General features: G+C 68.2%; 13 protein-coding genes. 5 read left to right on the top strand and 8 right to left on the bottom strand.

The annotated features are described in order from the left end of the window. Positions 1–70: 70 nt before the first annotated feature. Positions 71–1,600: an FAD-dependent monooxygenase gene (locus tag MHY49_RS01970; protein ID WP_239202156.1), complete on the bottom strand. Its 1,530-nt coding sequence runs from the start codon at positions 1,598–1,600 to the stop codon at positions 71–73. A 669-nt stretch (positions 1,601–2,269) separates the two neighbouring features. Here MHY49_RS01970 and MHY49_RS01975 point away from each other — a divergent pair. After that, positions 2,270–2,485, top strand: coding sequence for an AlpA family transcriptional regulator (locus MHY49_RS01975; protein ID WP_239202162.1), 216 nt, complete (start codon positions 2,270–2,272; stop codon positions 2,483–2,485). A gap of 148 nt (positions 2,486–2,633) precedes the next feature. On the opposite strand, the gene MHY49_RS01980 is transcribed toward MHY49_RS01975, so the two are convergent. After that, a complete protein-coding gene (locus MHY49_RS01980; protein WP_239202163.1) occupies positions 2,634–2,891 on the bottom strand; it encodes a hypothetical protein in 258 nt (85 codons plus the stop codon). Beyond that, positions 2,888–3,511 (bottom strand): ParA family protein, encoded by a 624-nt coding sequence (locus MHY49_RS01985; protein ID WP_255719175.1) that lies wholly within the window; start codon positions 3,509–3,511, stop codon positions 2,888–2,890. Before MHY49_RS01985 ends, MHY49_RS01980 begins: the two co-directional genes overlap by 4 nt. 152 nt (positions 3,512–3,663) lie before the next feature. On the opposite strand from MHY49_RS01985, the gene MHY49_RS01990 reads away from it, so the two are divergent. After that, on the top strand, positions 3,664–4,677 hold the full coding sequence (locus tag MHY49_RS01990) for a site-specific integrase (RefSeq protein WP_239202165.1): 1,014 nt from the start codon (positions 3,664–3,666) through the stop codon (positions 4,675–4,677). 19 nt (positions 4,678–4,696) lie between these two features. Here MHY49_RS01990 and MHY49_RS01995 read toward each other — a convergent pair whose 3' ends face one another. Then, positions 4,697–5,011 (bottom strand): Lsr2 family protein, encoded by a 315-nt coding sequence (locus MHY49_RS01995; protein WP_239202166.1) that lies wholly within the window; start codon positions 5,009–5,011, stop codon positions 4,697–4,699. 204 nt (positions 5,012–5,215) lie between these two features. Between MHY49_RS01995 and MHY49_RS02000 the strand changes: the two genes are divergently transcribed. Beyond that, on the top strand, positions 5,216–6,061 hold the full coding sequence (locus MHY49_RS02000; protein WP_239202167.1) for a hypothetical protein: 846 nt from the start codon (positions 5,216–5,218) through the stop codon (positions 6,059–6,061). Positions 6,062–6,072: 11 nt separating this feature from the next. Here the strand turns inward: MHY49_RS02000 and MHY49_RS02005 are convergent, their stop codons facing one another. From MHY49_RS02005 to MHY49_RS02020, 4 genes are read right to left on the bottom strand one after another with little or no spacing between them, the layout of a single operon-like run. Then, on the bottom strand, positions 6,073–7,062 hold the full coding sequence (locus MHY49_RS02005) for a hypothetical protein (RefSeq protein ID WP_239202169.1): 990 nt from the start codon (positions 7,060–7,062) through the stop codon (positions 6,073–6,075). Beyond that, positions 7,059–7,514: a hypothetical protein gene (locus tag MHY49_RS02010; protein ID WP_239202171.1), complete on the bottom strand. Its 456-nt coding sequence runs from the start codon at positions 7,512–7,514 to the stop codon at positions 7,059–7,061. The genes MHY49_RS02005 and MHY49_RS02010 overlap by 4 nt, the downstream gene beginning before the upstream one ends. Further along, on the bottom strand, positions 7,507–8,442 hold the full coding sequence (locus MHY49_RS02015) for a hypothetical protein (protein WP_239202173.1): 936 nt from the start codon (positions 8,440–8,442) through the stop codon (positions 7,507–7,509). The genes MHY49_RS02010 and MHY49_RS02015 overlap by 8 nt, the downstream gene beginning before the upstream one ends. Beyond that, positions 8,439–10,064 (bottom strand): hypothetical protein, encoded by a 1,626-nt coding sequence (locus tag MHY49_RS02020; RefSeq protein ID WP_239202175.1) that lies wholly within the window; start codon positions 10,062–10,064, stop codon positions 8,439–8,441. Before MHY49_RS02020 ends, MHY49_RS02015 begins: the two co-directional genes overlap by 4 nt. 355 nt (positions 10,065–10,419) lie before the next feature. Between MHY49_RS02020 and MHY49_RS02025 the strand changes: the two genes are divergently transcribed. Further along, the gene (locus MHY49_RS02025; protein WP_239202177.1) at positions 10,420–11,133 is read left to right on the top strand and encodes a hypothetical protein; all 714 of its coding nucleotides are present in this window, start codon (positions 10,420–10,422) and stop codon (positions 11,131–11,133) included. 377 nt (positions 11,134–11,510) lie between these two features. Beyond that, positions 11,511–14,570, top strand: coding sequence for a DUF3854 domain-containing protein (locus tag MHY49_RS02030; protein ID WP_239202179.1), 3,060 nt, complete (start codon positions 11,511–11,513; stop codon positions 14,568–14,570). Positions 14,571–14,593 lie beyond the last annotated feature (23 nt).

Consider the following 14,593-nt stretch of genomic DNA (forward strand, 5'->3'; position numbering starts at 1 on the left):
GGCGAGGGCTCGGCGATCCGGCCCTCGCCCCCACGCTAGGCGTCAGGACGCGGATCCGGGCGCCCCGAGGTCACCGCGGGAGCCAGTGCTCGAGCACCGACTCCAGGGTCGAGGGGTCGGGCTCCGGGCTCGAGGGGTCGAGGGAGGACTGTGCGGCGGGCAGTCCGGGACCTTCGGGCGCCGGCGCCGTGGCGGCCCAGGCGATGTGCCCGTCGGGCCTCAGCAGAGCGGCGGGCGCGGGGAGGTCCTCGACGGGCTCGACCAGGTGATCCACCGCATCCGACCACCGCTCGTCGTCGAAGGCGCCGGACGGATCGATCAGCGTCCACCTGCCCTCGCGCATCCGCTCGAACAAACGCCCGGAGCCCACGGGCAGGTCCCGCAGTCTGCGGCCGACGATGCCGCCCGGCGCCTCGCCACCGGGCCAGAGGTCGTAGCGGATCGAGAGCGAGGCGATCTTCTCGCTCAGCAGCCGGTCCACCTCCGGGAGGTCCATCAGCTCGCCGAGCACGCGCCGCAGGGCGAGTGCGCCGGGCTCGCCGGAGATCAGCACGCTCTGCGCGCGCGTGGTGGTCAGGACGTCGGCGGCGACCGGGCGCCGCTCCGCCTCGTAGCTGTCGAGAAGAGCGGGAGGGGCCTGACCCGCGATGACCGCCGCGAGCTTCCACCCCAGGTTGAAGGCGTCCTGGATGCCGAGGTTCAGCCCCTGGCCGCCCAGCGGCGGGTGCACGTGCGCGGCGTCCCCCGCGAGGAGCACTCGGCCGCTGCGGAAGCGCTCGGCGAGCCGCGTGGCGTCGGTGAAGCGGGTGAGCGAGACGGGGGAGTGGCCGCCGAAGTCGGTGCCCGCGAAGACGCGCAGCCGCTCGAGGAACTCCTCGAACGTCGGCCCCTCCGTGCGGTCCTCGGCCACACCCTCCGCGGGGACGACGGCCCGGTGGAGCCCCGGATTCGAGGACGGGCCGATCCCGAAGCCGCGGTGCTCGCGCCGCACGCGCTCGGAGACGGCGGCGACCTCCTCGGCCGGGGCCGTCACCTCCATCTCCCCGAGCAGCCACACGTGCTCGGCCGCCTCGCCCGGGAAGCCGATCCCGAGCAGGCCCCGCACGCGGCTGCGTCCGCCGTCGCATGCGACCGCCCAGCGTCCGCGCACGTGCTCGCCGTCGGCGAGGACGAGATCCACGGACTCCGCGTCCTGGGCGATGTCGACGACCTCGCGTCCGCGTTGCACGTCGGCCCCGAGCTCGCGCGCTCTCTCCTCGAGCAGACGGTCGGTCACGGGCTGTGGGATGCCGAGCGTGTACCCGTGAGCGGTGTCGAGCTCGGGGGAGCTGGCCGACGGGATCCCGGCGAACCGACCGATGCCCGGGTACACCGTCCCCTCCGCGAGGAAGCGCTCGAGGATCCCGCGCTGGTCCAGGATCTCGATGCTGCGGGCGTGCAGGCCGAGCGAGCGCACGAGGCGGCTCGGCTCCTCCTCCTTCTCGAGCACCACCACGTCGATGCCCTGCAGCCGCAGCTCGGCCGCGAGCATCATGCCCGTCGGCCCGCCGCCGACCACGAGCACGTCGTGCACGTCCTCGTCCATCCGTGCGTCCACCATGTGCGCCTCCGCCCCTCTGCGGCCGGAGCATCCGGCCGCGAGCGAGCATTCTGGCGGGCCGAGGGGGCCTTGCCGCAAGCCCCGGTGGGGGAGATATCCTGGTCACGGCGGGGACGGGGCGCCGCAGAGGACCTGGATGACGGCCTTCGCCCGGAACGGCCTGGTCCCGATCGAGTTCACCTGCAGCAGCGGAGCGATGCCGATCCGCGGACTCAGTGCCCTGGGGTCGAGCTCCTCGCGAAGCGGACGGAGTGCCCCCAGCAGGACTCGAACCTGCAACCTACGGATTATCGAACCCCAGTGGAGATCCTCGCTGGTCAGCGTCAAGGGAAGCTGTGTTGACCTGCGCTGATGTGACGAATGCGAGTCACTTAAGCTCATGCCGGGTCACCCGATTTCACGGCGCTTCCCTCTTTAAGTCGTACTTAACTCGTACCTGCAGCCGTGACTCGCCGTCGCATCGGCGACTGGTGCGTGCCACGTGGTGTGGACAGCGGCCTGGCTCACGAGCTCCCCCGTCGTCGGTACCGTGATCCCCCGTGATCCTGTGGGCTCGCACAGGGTAACCAGGTACCTGCCGGGAGCTTCGCGACGAGTTCCGTGACCTCCCGCCCACTGACATGAGCACAAGGGGTCGATCCGCGACCTCGCCCAGTCCGGGAGGTCACCATGGCTCGCAAGAACCCCGCACCCGACGTCATCACGATGGACGAACTGCTCACCGCGGGCGACGTCGCCGAAGCGCTCGGTCTGTCCGTCGGCACACTCGCGAACTGGCGGAGCCTCGAACTCGGCCCCAAGTACATCAAGGTCGGCGGGCGAGTTCGCTACCGGGTCTCGAGCGTGAACACCTGGGTCGCAGAGCAGGAACACAAGATCGCCTGACGACCCGTCGGAGGCGGGACCAGGCCGCGCCTCCACATGTGCACATGTCCAGAGACCCTGAACTGCGTGAATGTGAATTCCCGCCGTTGAGGGAACCTTCGAATGTGGGGATCCAGGAACCCTGATGTGCGGACGCGCGGGCCGACGGTCACTCGATCGTGGGAGCGTCCTCATTGGCCCCGAGTTCTCGCTCCAGCGCCTGGATCACCACGGTCTTGACCGTCACATCCCGGCGGACAGCCTCCAGCTTCAAGCGCTTCTTGAGACCTGCAGGGATGTCGACAGTCAGCCGCTCCTCCGCGCCAGCGGACGTGCGCCCTGGGAACACCGAAGGGGTCGCGCGCGTCGACGGCCCCATGGTCAGCGGGCGACGAGTCGACGCGGCCCCTTGCACACTAGAATTCACCGTGGCTCCTCACTCCCTGTTGGGGCTAGCCCAACACCCAAGGCGCGGGCGAGCTCTTCCAGCACCGCGTCGTACCCGAACAGCCTGTCAGGGCGCAGCCGCCGCGCGAAGCTGTCCTTGACCCGCTCACTCCTTCGGACATCCGTGGCGAACAGCGGGACGTCGTGGTCCTGGAGCTCGGTCACCGCCTCACGGTAAGAGATCGTGCGTGGATTCGACTTCGAGATCAGCACCCCGTATGGCACATCCGGCAGAGCCTCCAGGAGCTTCCACACCTGCGCCATGTCCAGACCGGAGTGCTCCGTCGGAATGATCACCGCATCCGCAGCCCGCGCCGAGGCGAGGATCACATCTGGCAGCCCGGGTGGCGTGTCGATCACCAGATGATCCGCAGTCTGAACCCTCGAGATGTGCGTCAGCTCCCGCACGTTCGAAGGCCTGACATGGAAGTCCATAGGGTCGCCGGAATCTTCGGCCCGGTACGCCCAGTCGGTCGCAGAACCCTGGGGATCCATATCGAAAACCTCGACAGTGCCGAACGCCGCCAGGGCCTGCGCCAGGTGCATGGTGCATGTCGTCTTCCCCGACCCTCCCTTAGTGGAGATCACGGCAACACGCATACGCCCACATTACAGGAGCGCATCAAGAACACATCACCGAGAACCCAGGAATGTGGGTATGTGGGGATCAGCAAATCATGGGGCTCCGTGACACGGCACGTTGGCGGCGCCACGTCCGCTCCCTCTATCCTTCGCGGAACGAAGGAGAATCCATGAGCGGCACCGTCCAGCAGAGAACTTCCCCGGGCACGATCATCTCGGCCGAGGACGCGGTGAAGCTCGAGGCCCTGCTCACCTCCAGTCGCGCGCACGAGACCCGGAGGTCCTACACCTCCGCACTGCGCACCTTCGTCAGCTGGTGCCACGAGCGCGGATACCCCGCGCACCCCACGACCCCCGATGTCGTTGCAGCATTCATCGCCCACCGCGCGAACAGCGTCTCCCACTCGACGATCTCCCGCGACGTTGCAGCCATCTCCGCCGCTCACCTCGACAGCGGACTCGAGGACCCCACAGCCCACCACGGAGTGCGCCTCGCGCTGCGATCCGTGGGCCGCAGCCACGGAACGGCGCCGTCACGACGCGCTGCCCCCGTCACCACCGACGCAATGCGCCTCATCATCGAGGCGATGGACGACCTGCACACAGCCGTGGGCAAGCGAGACCGCGCGATCCTCCTGATCGGGCTGGCCGCCGCCCAGCGACGCAGCGAAGTCGCCGACCTGACCACCAAGGACCTCACTCGGCTCGACACCGGTCTGCTCGTGCGCATCAGGCGATCCAAGACGGACCAGACCGGGAAGGGCGACGTGATCGGTGTGCCCCTGGGGGAGCACCCTGAGACATGCCCGGTGCTCGCCGTCGAAGACTGGCTCGAAGCCAGCGGACGCCGGATCGGGGATGGAAGCCCGCTGTTCTCCCGCATCTTCAGCCACGCCAGCATCGCCAAGACGAAGATCTCTGACCGGTCCATCGCGCGGATCATCCAAGCGCGTGCGACCGCAGCCGGCATCACCGGCAAGGAGTACTCCCAGGTGTTCGGCACCGAGTCCTGGGTGTCGGGCCACTCGCTCCGAGCAGGTCACGCCACGTCGGCCGCCGAAGCGGGCCTCGACCCGATGACCATCGCGCGCACCACGAGGCACCGGCGCCTGGACTCCTTGTCGAGGTACGTGCGCCCCGCCAGCGCCGTCGACGACTCGACCGCCGGCAAGATCGGCCTGTGAACGTGCAGCGGGGAAGGGGTCACTCGGCCTTCGCGTAGGCCTCGCGGATCGCCCCCGACACGCGTCCGCGGTCCGCGACGTCGTAGCCGTTGTCCTGCGCCCACTTCCGGATGCGCCGAGTCTCCTCACGAGCAGAAGATGACCCCCGCCGCGACCTGCCGCCCGTGCGCCGGGCCGACGTCGCCCACGTGCTGAAGGAGGACCTCAGGTCCTGCGCGTGAGAACTGCTCAGGTCGATCTCATATGCGATGCCGTCGAGTGCGAAGCGAACGGTCTCCTCCGCGTCCGAGCCGTCGACATCATCCACCAGCACCACATGCGTCTTTCTCGCCACGTCTGCCTCCTCGAAAGAAAATCGGATCGAGTCGAGCGTATACGTGAACTCGCCGTCGCTTTCCAGAGCGCCGGCAATCGACTCCTGGCCCGCGGGAGACCGCGAACGCCCACTAACCCTGCAACACGCAGGAAGGGGCGTCATGGCACTCGAGACCACAGGCAGCTGCTCGCCGTGCACGACGTACGGTCGAGGCGGTGAGCGATGATGCGCACGTTCATCATGTGCCGCGACGGCGAGCAATGCCTCGTGAAGAGCCCCAACGGGCCGATCGCACACCGCGAAGACCTCCAGGACGTGCTCGAAGGCCTCCTGGCGGACCGCGAGGGTGGGCACATCATCCTGCTCACCGATGACGAGAAGGCCCTGGCACACGCCCAGGAAATCGAGAGCGCGACAGGTCTGTACGTCCTGCGGCCATTCGACGTCTCCAGCGAACGCGAGCTGCTGCGCATGAAGAAGGCCAGCTCCCTGCTGGCTCAAGAGGTCTCCATCGCAAGCGACGCCTCCTACCGCTCATCTCGCCGCACCGCCGCCGTCGCTGTGGCGCTCGACGGCCAGGTCGCCCGTATCCAAACGCGCCGCTCCCTCCGTGCTCCTCTGCACATCGCTGAGCTCACCGGAATCCTGCAGGGCAACTCCATCCACCTCGAGGGCCCCAAGGGCAGGCGACGCACCATCTACAGCGACAGTCGAGCCGCGATCCGCCTCGCCCTGCAGTTCGCCGATGCAACGGACGACGACATCGCACGGATGCTCGTCGCCAGCAACGGGGCCAGCCCCTACGGCAGCCTGCACCCCTGGATCATGCGCCGTGCCCGAGAGCTGGGGAAGGACCTCGAGTCCGGTGCCACGCGGGTGCGGTGGGTACGCGCGCACTGCGAGCACCCCGAGAACGTGCAGGACCACCTGAACATCGTCGCCGATCAGATCGCGCGCCTGCTCACGCGCAGAGGCCTTGCCGGCGACCAGAGACCGCTGATCCTCGAGACGTCCAGAGAGCTCGTCTCCCAGAGGTTCCCCCAGGTGCAGGCAGTGCACATGGAGTGACCGAAGAGGGCTCAGTCCATCGGCTGGTAGTCCGAGAACACCGTCCGCGCCAGCTGCAGCACCGCGTTGAACTGGGAGCCCACCTCGCGACGCCGCGCCGACTCCGTGGCGCCGAGCGCCTCGACGAGCTCCCGCCGGGTGGGGTACTCGCCCTCGAGATGGTGCGCGAAGTAGGCCCGTGCGACATCGGCCATCAGGACGGGATCCCGCTTGAGGGCACGGGTCCTCGCCTCCGCGGCCTCTCGGTCCTGTCGCTCGCACAACGCGAACAGGGCCTTCAGCCGCTGCTCACGCTCGAACGCACCAATGTCGGGAGAGTCCACCGACATGAGGCGCTCCTCGGCGGCAAGAGACGCATCGTCGATCGGAACCGCCTGCTGTCCACGCAGATCCTTCTGCGTGATCAGGACGGACTGGCGAGCCGCATCCTTCCTGGTGGCAAGCATGCGCTCGTTGTGGAACTTCACGATCTCGTCGTCAGTCGGGGTGCGGTCGTTCTCGTCCTCGAACAGCTGCCGAGACTTCTCCAGCAGCCTCTTCTTCCGATCGTGGGCGCCTCCACCCGGAAGGCCGGCCGACCCGTCCAGCAGTCCACGCTTGCGGTCCTCGCGCACGCAGTACCGCGTCTCCATCTCCAGGATCGAGGGGATGTTGTGGGAATGGTTGAACACCTGCGTGGTGCCATCCCGGTCCTTCGCGCGCCACCGGTTGTTGATCATCTGCAGCAGCGCCTGCCCGAAGTAGGAGAAGGGCGTGACGCGATCGCGGTAGTCGAGATGAGCGTTATACTGGACGCGCTTGATGACCTGGTCGATCTCACCGTGGTGAGCTTCGAGAAAGGCGTCCAGGAGCAGCTGCGCCTTCTGCTCGTCACGGGTGTGGAGGATGGAGCACAGCTCGGCCTTCCACGGCGAGTCCAGCGTGTCTCGCTCGCACTCGCACCTGTGGTGGTGGCGCTTCTTGGCCGTGCGGATCGGAGAGTCGAGGATGATCGGGGTCATCGTCCCTCCTTCGGGGCGAACGACGGCGGGGGAGTGAAGGGGAAGCCGGCCCATACGGCGAGCTCGTCGCCGTCGTGGATCAGACCGTGCGAGATGAACGCGTCGAGCACAGCCAGCAGCCTCTTGCCCTGCGCTTGCTGGTCGAGGATGAAGGCGAGAGTGATCCGCCCGGTGGGGCTGTGCGCGGGCGTCGTCTCGAGGATGTTCGTGACCTGCTCGACGACTTGGCTGGCCCGCGCCTCCCCGAATCCCGGGTGCGCGGTGATCAGCTGGGTGAGCTGCAGGCGCATCAGGTGCCTGTCTCCTGACGTGGCCGCGGCGATGACTGCTTCCCAAGGGGTGAGGGTCTCGTCGGCGATGAGCTGCAGCAGTTCGCCGCGCGCGGCGTTGGCCTGCCGGCGCGTCTCGGTGAGCTCGGACATGTCGATGTGAGGGCTGTACGTCTCAGGCATGTCGGACCTCGAATCGGGATCGAACGGCGGACGATTCCAACGTGGGCGCCACCGTGAGGGCCCGGATCGCCCGCGAGGTGGAGATTCGGTCCGAGGTGTGCGCCTGGTTGTAGCGCTCGATGATCTGGTCGAGGGTGGCGCCGGTGCCGAGGCCGCGGGCGATGCGTCGCACTCGCGAGCCGACCTGTGGGTCGCCGATCGCCACTCTCACCTCGTCTGCGAGGTCTCGGCGGACCTGCGTCGTCAGGTAGCGCACTGGGTCGACGTTCCGGGTGGTCGCGGGGTCCAGGCACCGCTCGAGCCCACGAAGAATCCGGCTGGTCGTCCCGGATGTCCCGTAGATGACGTTGGTGACGACGACGCCCATCTGCTCGTCGTCGAGGAGGTGAGGGGCCGCTTCGGTGTCGTCGGCGCCGGAGATCTCGCGGCAGATCGCCGATGAGATCGCGCCGATCTTCTCGTGGGCGAAGTGCTCGAGGCTCTGGAGCATCTCCCACTTCGCGAGCTCGCCCTGCTCCTCGAGGTCATCCAGCGCCTGGCCGGCTTCGTAGGTCGACATGACCGGAGCGGTGTGGCGGCTCCACATGTTCCGTGACGGCCGGCCGGCCAGTGGGGCACCTTCGGCGAGAACGATGGCGCCCGAGCGGTGCATGCCGGCGGCGTTGAGGGTCCACGTGGTGCTCGTGTGCTCGGTGGGGTCGGGGGCGGCGACGCAGATCGTGCCCTCGTCCCATTCGACGGTCGCCGGGAGAACCCCGCGTGAGGCCGCCTTGTGGCCGCCGATCTCCCCGGCGGGCGTGACCCACATCGTCGGAGGCAGGGCATGCAGGCGCGCGGGGCGAGAAGGACGCACGTGGCGTGACGCCGAGCGGCCCCAGCTCATGCGGTCCAGCAGAGTGCACAGATCCTCGGAGGTGGTGGAGGTCATCGGCGGAACCACCGCTTCCACCAGGGCAGCTTGGAGGAGGCGGGCTCGGACTCCTGTCGGGCGTTGAACTCCTCGAGCCCGGTGATGGTGAACAGCACGTCCATGACGACCTTGCGCATCGTGGGGACGTTGTACGGGATGTGGCGAGAGACCATGTCGTCGTAGATGCGCTCGTTGTACTGGATGGCCCCCTTCCACTTCGCCTCGCGCCCCAGCAGCTGCGGGAGCTTCCCGTACTCCCGCACGGAGGAGTCCAGGCGGTTGACGATCGACATCATCCGGGCGCTGTCGGCGCCCAGGTTGCGCAGGTAGTTCATGGCGGTCAGGAGGTTCTCGACCCCCGTCGTGCTGAACTCGGCGATGCCCAGTCCGTAGCCGCCGTGGCTGAGCACGGGGCCGATCACGTCGTCGATGACTCCCGAGGTGTCCAGGCCCTCCGTGATCTGGGTGTCGACGATGACCAGGTCGAATCGCTCGCGCGCGATGCGGATCAGCTCGGCGTAGTGCTCGGGGCGTACTGCCTGGATCTCGTGCGATACCTCGCCGCCGGGCAGGGGGCGCGGCGCCTGCACGAAGCTGAAGGAGATCTTATCGCCGGAGCCGTTGCGGGCGGAGGCGATTTGTTCCGGGGAGAGGATCGCCGCCGGCAGGTCGCCGATGGTGACGGCGTTGTAGATGGAGGGCAGGTCGCTCTTGCGCACTCGCAGGTAGAGGCCGAGGTCGCCCTGTCCGCGGTTGGCGTCGATCAGGCACACCGAGAGTCCGCCGACCTCGGCTGCGGCCTGGGCGATGCACAGGGAGACGGTCGACTTCCCGACGCCGCCCTTTCCGGCGAACGTTTCGAGGGCGATTCCCAGGGGTGCGCTGCGGTGCGCGGAGGACTTGGCGGTGCGCGAGAAGGCGCCGTCCAGGGCGGTGTCGACGTCGAAGTCATCGTCGTCGGGCTGCTCCGGTTCGAGGTCGGTGACGTCGTCGAAGTCGCGGTCGATGGCTTCGACGGCCGCGCCGGGTGCCTTCTCCTCCGTCGGCTCCGCGGCTGCGAAGGTGGGCATGGCGATGCGGCGCCGTGGCTGTGGCTTGTGCGGCGCAGGCTGGGCTGCAGCGGGTGGCTGCGGTGCCGGCGCAGGGTCGGCGCGATGGGAGCGTGCTGCGCGGGCGGTAGGGGTCGGGGCGGTGTACCCCTCGAACTCCTCTTCGTCGTCTTCCTCTTCGTCGTCCGAGGCGTCGTCGTCGAGGGCTTCGGGGGTCGAGTCCTCGAAGGGCGAGTCGGCCGAGTCCTCGTCGGACAGCCAGTCGGAGGTGCTCGAGGAGACGGACGGGCTGTCCGCGCTGGGCGAGCTCGTGGTGTGCACGGGAGCGGGGGAGGGGGCCGGTTCCTCCTCATCGGTCGCGTCGGACAGCCAGTCGGAGGCGTCCGGGCTGGTCTCCTCCTGGGCCGACGGGGCCGGGGACTCCTGCGGGTCGGCTGCGGCGGCTGTCCGGTCCGTGTCGTCCTCGTTGACCGACCCGTCCTCGTTGACGAAGATGTCGTCGAACAGGGGGTCGATATCCTCGACCTGAATGGCGCGCAGATAGTCACCGAGAGATGAGGCGATGGCGACCGACGGCCACCTGTCGTTCATCACATGTTCACTTCTGCGTACGATAGCCACCGGAGTCCCCTCAGGGACCCGGGCCAGCAGTTGCGCCAGTCCGAGCTGCTTCTGGTCCTCGACCAGGATTGGCAGGGCCGAGGTACTCACTGCCTCTCGGATGTTGCGAGACGTCTCAGGAAAGGTCTCACCGGAGACGACGTCGACGCCCAGCTGCTGCAGGGCATCACGGACCTCCGGCAAGCCGATGACACCGATGCGGTAGTTGCTCATGGTGGCTATATGCCAAGCCACAGCAAATCAAGTGCATCGCGACTTCGTTGAGCGCCAATGATCAGGGAGTATTGATCCCATGCGGCGCCGAGACACTCATAGGAGCACGATCATGGAGATCACTCGGGAAGAGGCGACGGCCCGTAGGCGCACGTTCGCCCAATGGGCGGCGGGCGCCTACGAGCCCCTACTTCCGATCTCCACGCGAGTCGACATCGACCGACGATTCCGGGAGTGGACTCGGCGCACCCCCACCTTCACCATCGCCTGGGCAACAGGAGTCGCAGCCTCCATCCTGGACACCCTCCCGCCCAACGACCCGTGGCGGCATCCGACCCCGGGGTTCGGAACCTGGCGCGACGCCGGAGACGTCACGTTCATCCCCGACGAGGAAGACGAGTGGGACCGTCAGCGCATGCTGCTGGACCTCAGTCTCGCCGCGATCGCCGACCCCATGCCTCCCGGCGCCGCCCGCGTGATGGCCGCGTGCGCCGCCGGCGCAGAGGACGGCCAGTTCACGCTCACGGACGTGCGGAACCAGTCCGAGGCGACCAGGCGCGACATGCGCACCGCCGACATCGCGCAGTCGATCGTGCTGTGGTCGCTGTGGAGGCGGCGCATCTACAGGGGGGCGGACGACGAGTTCCCCTTGTCGATGATGTACAGCTGGCTGTCCTACGCCCTCATGGTCGAGGACGGCAGGGGAGTGCCGCACGAGAGCATCGACCCTGACGTCTTCACGGCAGCGCTGACCGATGAGGACTATCGCGCGGTCGCCGGCATGGACGACGAGTCCGAGCACCCGGCACGCCATCTCGACATCTGACTCTCCCGCAGCCCCACCCAGCCCCCACGCCGCCCCATCGTCGTGGGGGCTACTTATGTGCAGGCCAACGCCGGTTTACCCCCGGATCCCCCATCCCGACGGGCGCGACGTATACACATGAGGGGACTGGAGAACATGACGCCCTCATACATACATACATTCCTCTTCTTAGGAGATAGAGAAAGTATGTAGGGGATGAGGGGGTTCCCGTCCCGACCTGCGCGTTCGATGGGTGGAACTCGGTCGGGACCGGTGGGGATCCACGCGCGAATCCCACCGGAACCCACGTCCAGCCAGCGCGAACAGCACGCCCATCGCCCGTCGGGATCCCAGGTGCCGCGTCCCACCAGAGTCGCGCCCCGCCCACTGTCCCCAGCATGAGCGCCAAGGATCCCAAGACCGCAGCTGTGGACGTCGAGGCCACCGACCCCGATCTCGAGGCGACCCCCGCACCTGTCGAGGAGGAGGACGCCGCCTTCGATGAAGAGGGCGGCACCTCCATCGCCGACATCGACACCGCCATCTCCTCCATGCGCGAGGAGCCGTTCCCCGCATCCCAGTACCCGGGGTCCATCGGAGACGTCTCCGTCGTCAAGCTGCAGTCCTCGATCGTCGCCCCGCTGGTCGCCCAAGCCCGCGGCTACCGCACCATCTCCGGCGACGACGACGCCCGCGACACCCTCCGCCGCTTCGGATACGACGGCCGCCGCAACCCCGGCCGCCACCTGCTCAACCTCGCCCGCCAGGGCGCATGGATGGAGATCCCCTACTTCAAGATGGACTCCGTCGCACGCGGAGAGCACATCCTCGGCACCCTCCAGCTGCGCCCGGAGGACGATCCGCCCGAGGGGTCCAGCTGGGCGAAGTACATGTTCCTCCGCGGGAGCGGGACCGCCATCGACGCCCACCCTGCGACCCCGCCCGAGTGGTTCTCCGACTCCAGCATCCCCATGCTCTTCACCGAGGGCGTCGTGAAGGCTGATTCGGCACTGACCGCGATGCTCCGCGACGCCGGTGTCGAGGACAAGGCACTGCGCACAGCCGTGGGCGCCATTGATCCTCTCGAAGGACTGCGCGGACTGCTCGAGAGGATCCCCGAGGACAAGCGAGTGCTCATCCTCGCCATCCCCGGCGTGCAGTCCTGGCGCCGCAACGACGAGTGGAACACCGTCACCATGCGCGAGCGACGGGCCATCATCTGCTTCGACGGCGACATCGCGCGCAACGCCGCCGTGTGGGATGCCGCCCACGGGCTCATGGAGTTCCTGCGCGAGCGCAACGCCTCCGACACGTCGCTGGTCGACCTCTCCCCGCGCGGCGACGACACCGTCGACCCCAAGCGAGGCATCGACGACTTCCTGGCCTACTCCGGCCGCTGGAAGGACGCGATGGACCTGCTGATCACCGAGCTGCCCGAGCGCCCCGTCGACGACACCGGCGAGAAGGGCGAGACCCGCGTGACCCCCGACGGGCTCGGCGTCGAGGTCTGCAACGTCCGCACCGACCCCAACGGCGGCCCGGACATCAAGACCTGGCAGAAGATCGACGACGTCGGCGGACGCCTGCTGAGCTTCGAGGAGTTCCGCATGCCCACCTCCGACGAGCTCGAGAGCGGCCGCATCATCCCCGGCGCCGTCTCCCGCTCCGAACGCCAGGTCGCCATCTTCGTCCAGTGGCGCACGGCCGACGGACTCGTCGACTCCGCCACCATCCGAGGCCCCAAGGGCATGCTCGACGAGGACCCCGCGCGCTGGGAGACCCGCTACAGGGCGGACGTCCCCACCAAGGTCTCCGCACTGCCCTCCTGGCCGCCGCGCTCCGGGATCAACTGGACGCGCGCCATCAAGGCCTACCGCGCCTCCGAGACCACCGACGACGTGCTGTGGGGATGCCAGGGATGGGTCCCCACCAAGGACGGGATCCCCTCCTTCATCGCCGGGCGACACGTGGTCGGGCCCGGCGGTGAAGGAGATGAGCGCTCCCAGGCCGGACTGACCGCAGACGACTTCCCCAACCTTGACGACTTCGGCGTTATCGACCAGACGCTGACCATCCCCGAGCAGCGTGACCTCCTGCGACGCATCGTCGAGGCCTACACGTCCACCGACACGTTCGTCGACCCGCGCTTCGGCATGGTCGCCCTCCTGTCCGGCGTGCGCCCGATCGCACCCATCACCCCGCACAGCGTCCTGTACCTCGTGGGAGGCCGTCGCTCCGGGAAGTCCTGGATCGCCTCGATGATCCAGGGGTTCTGGCAGTCACGCGGAGGCGCCTGGAGCGCAGAGCGCCTCCCTGGCTCCGCCATGGACACGCGCGCATGGATGGAGAACGCCGTCTCGAAGTCGATGATGTGGGTCATCGACGACTTCGCCCCCAACTCCGACCAGCGGCAGTGGGAGAAGCAGACCAGTGACCTCGAGGCCATGGTCCGGTCCGCCTTCAACGGCGCAGGCAAGGGCCGCATGACCTCGGACATGAAGACCCGAGTGCAGAACCCTCCACGCTCGTTCGTCGTCGTGACCGCCGAGAACGAGCTGCAGGTCGACTCCGTGCGTGACCGCATGCTCACCCTCTACAGCGACGGCGGCGGCGGGTTCATCAACTCCGCCTCCGAGGACCCGCTCGGAGCCCTGAACACCATGCTCAAGAGGGGCGACCAGGCCCGCCTGTCCGCACAGATGCTGCGGTGGATGTGCGACTGGTTCGCTCGCGACAGCTACGCCCAGGTTCGCTCGACCTTCGTCGCCGAGCGAGACGATGCGGCCGCGGACATCCGACGCCACGTCGAGCGGGAGCTCGGCAGCAAGGTCAACGCCACCCGGCACGCCCAGATCGCCAGCGAGTACCTGCTCAGCGTCACCATGCTCGAGCAGTACGCCGCCCACCTCGAGATGGACGACGAGTTCTGCGACCGGATCTCCTCCATGCGCGAGGACCTGGCCACCCTCACCGTCGATCTCTCGCGCACCCAGCAGGGGCGCACCGCCGGGCACGCCCTCGTCGATGCACTGCGCTACCTCCTGGAGAGCCAGAAGGGGTACGTCGAGGCGATCGTCCCGCAGGACACCGGCAACGGGCCCACTGCGGACACCAGCCTGAACCTGCGTCTGGGATGGCCGACCGGCCGCGATCCACGTGGGGAGATCCTCGGTCGCTTCGTGCCCAACGCGCGCGGCAAGGGCGTCGACGTCGTGGTGTTCTCCCGCGACGCCTTCCAGGCCGCCCGGCAGCATGCCAGGCACCTAATCCCCGCCGGGCAGACGGCACGCACCAGCTGGCAGGCCGTCTGGCACGAGGGCCTCGTGGCCGACGGCATCTGGGAGCAGCGCGTCCGCGACGGGGCACGCACCGGGGAGATCGAGACGCAGGCCGGCGGGTCACGGTTTCGCGGCGTCCCCATCGCGATGTCGACCCTGTACGGCGAGGACGAGGCGTGAGGTGGACGCCCGTTCACGGTCCC

Origin of the sequence: Brachybacterium sp. ACRRE (genome assembly GCF_022346485.1) — a bacterium.
Classification (GTDB): Bacteria; Actinomycetota; Actinomycetes; order Actinomycetales; family Dermabacteraceae; genus Brachybacterium; species Brachybacterium halotolerans.

Excerpts from the sequence above, each read along its gene's own strand:
- MHY49_RS01985 (WP_255719175.1), bottom strand. The coding sequence starts at position 3,511 with ATGCGTGTTGCCGTGATCTCCACTAAGGGAGGGTCGGGGAAGACGACA.
- MHY49_RS02030 (WP_239202179.1), top strand. The coding sequence starts at position 11,511 with ATGAGCGCCAAGGATCCCAAGACCGCAGCTGTGGACGTCGAGGCCACC.
- MHY49_RS01990 (WP_239202165.1), top strand. The coding sequence starts at position 3,664 with ATGAGCGGCACCGTCCAGCAGAGAACTTCCCCGGGCACGATCATCTCG.
- MHY49_RS02005 (WP_239202169.1), bottom strand. The coding sequence starts at position 7,062 with ATGACCCCGATCATCCTCGACTCTCCGATCCGCACGGCCAAGAAGCGC.
- MHY49_RS02010 (WP_239202171.1), bottom strand. The coding sequence starts at position 7,514 with ATGCCTGAGACGTACAGCCCTCACATCGACATGTCCGAGCTCACCGAG.
- MHY49_RS02000 (WP_239202167.1), top strand. The coding sequence starts at position 5,216 with ATGATGCGCACGTTCATCATGTGCCGCGACGGCGAGCAATGCCTCGTG.
- MHY49_RS01970 (WP_239202156.1), bottom strand. The coding sequence starts at position 1,600 with ATGGTGGACGCACGGATGGACGAGGACGTGCACGACGTGCTCGTGGTC.
- MHY49_RS02020 (WP_239202175.1), bottom strand. The coding sequence starts at position 10,064 with ATGAACGACAGGTGGCCGTCGGTCGCCATCGCCTCATCTCTCGGTGAC.
- MHY49_RS01975 (WP_239202162.1), top strand. The coding sequence starts at position 2,270 with ATGGCTCGCAAGAACCCCGCACCCGACGTCATCACGATGGACGAACTG.
- MHY49_RS02015 (WP_239202173.1), bottom strand. The coding sequence starts at position 8,442 with ATGACCTCCACCACCTCCGAGGATCTGTGCACTCTGCTGGACCGCATG.
- MHY49_RS02025 (WP_239202177.1), top strand. The coding sequence starts at position 10,420 with ATGGAGATCACTCGGGAAGAGGCGACGGCCCGTAGGCGCACGTTCGCC.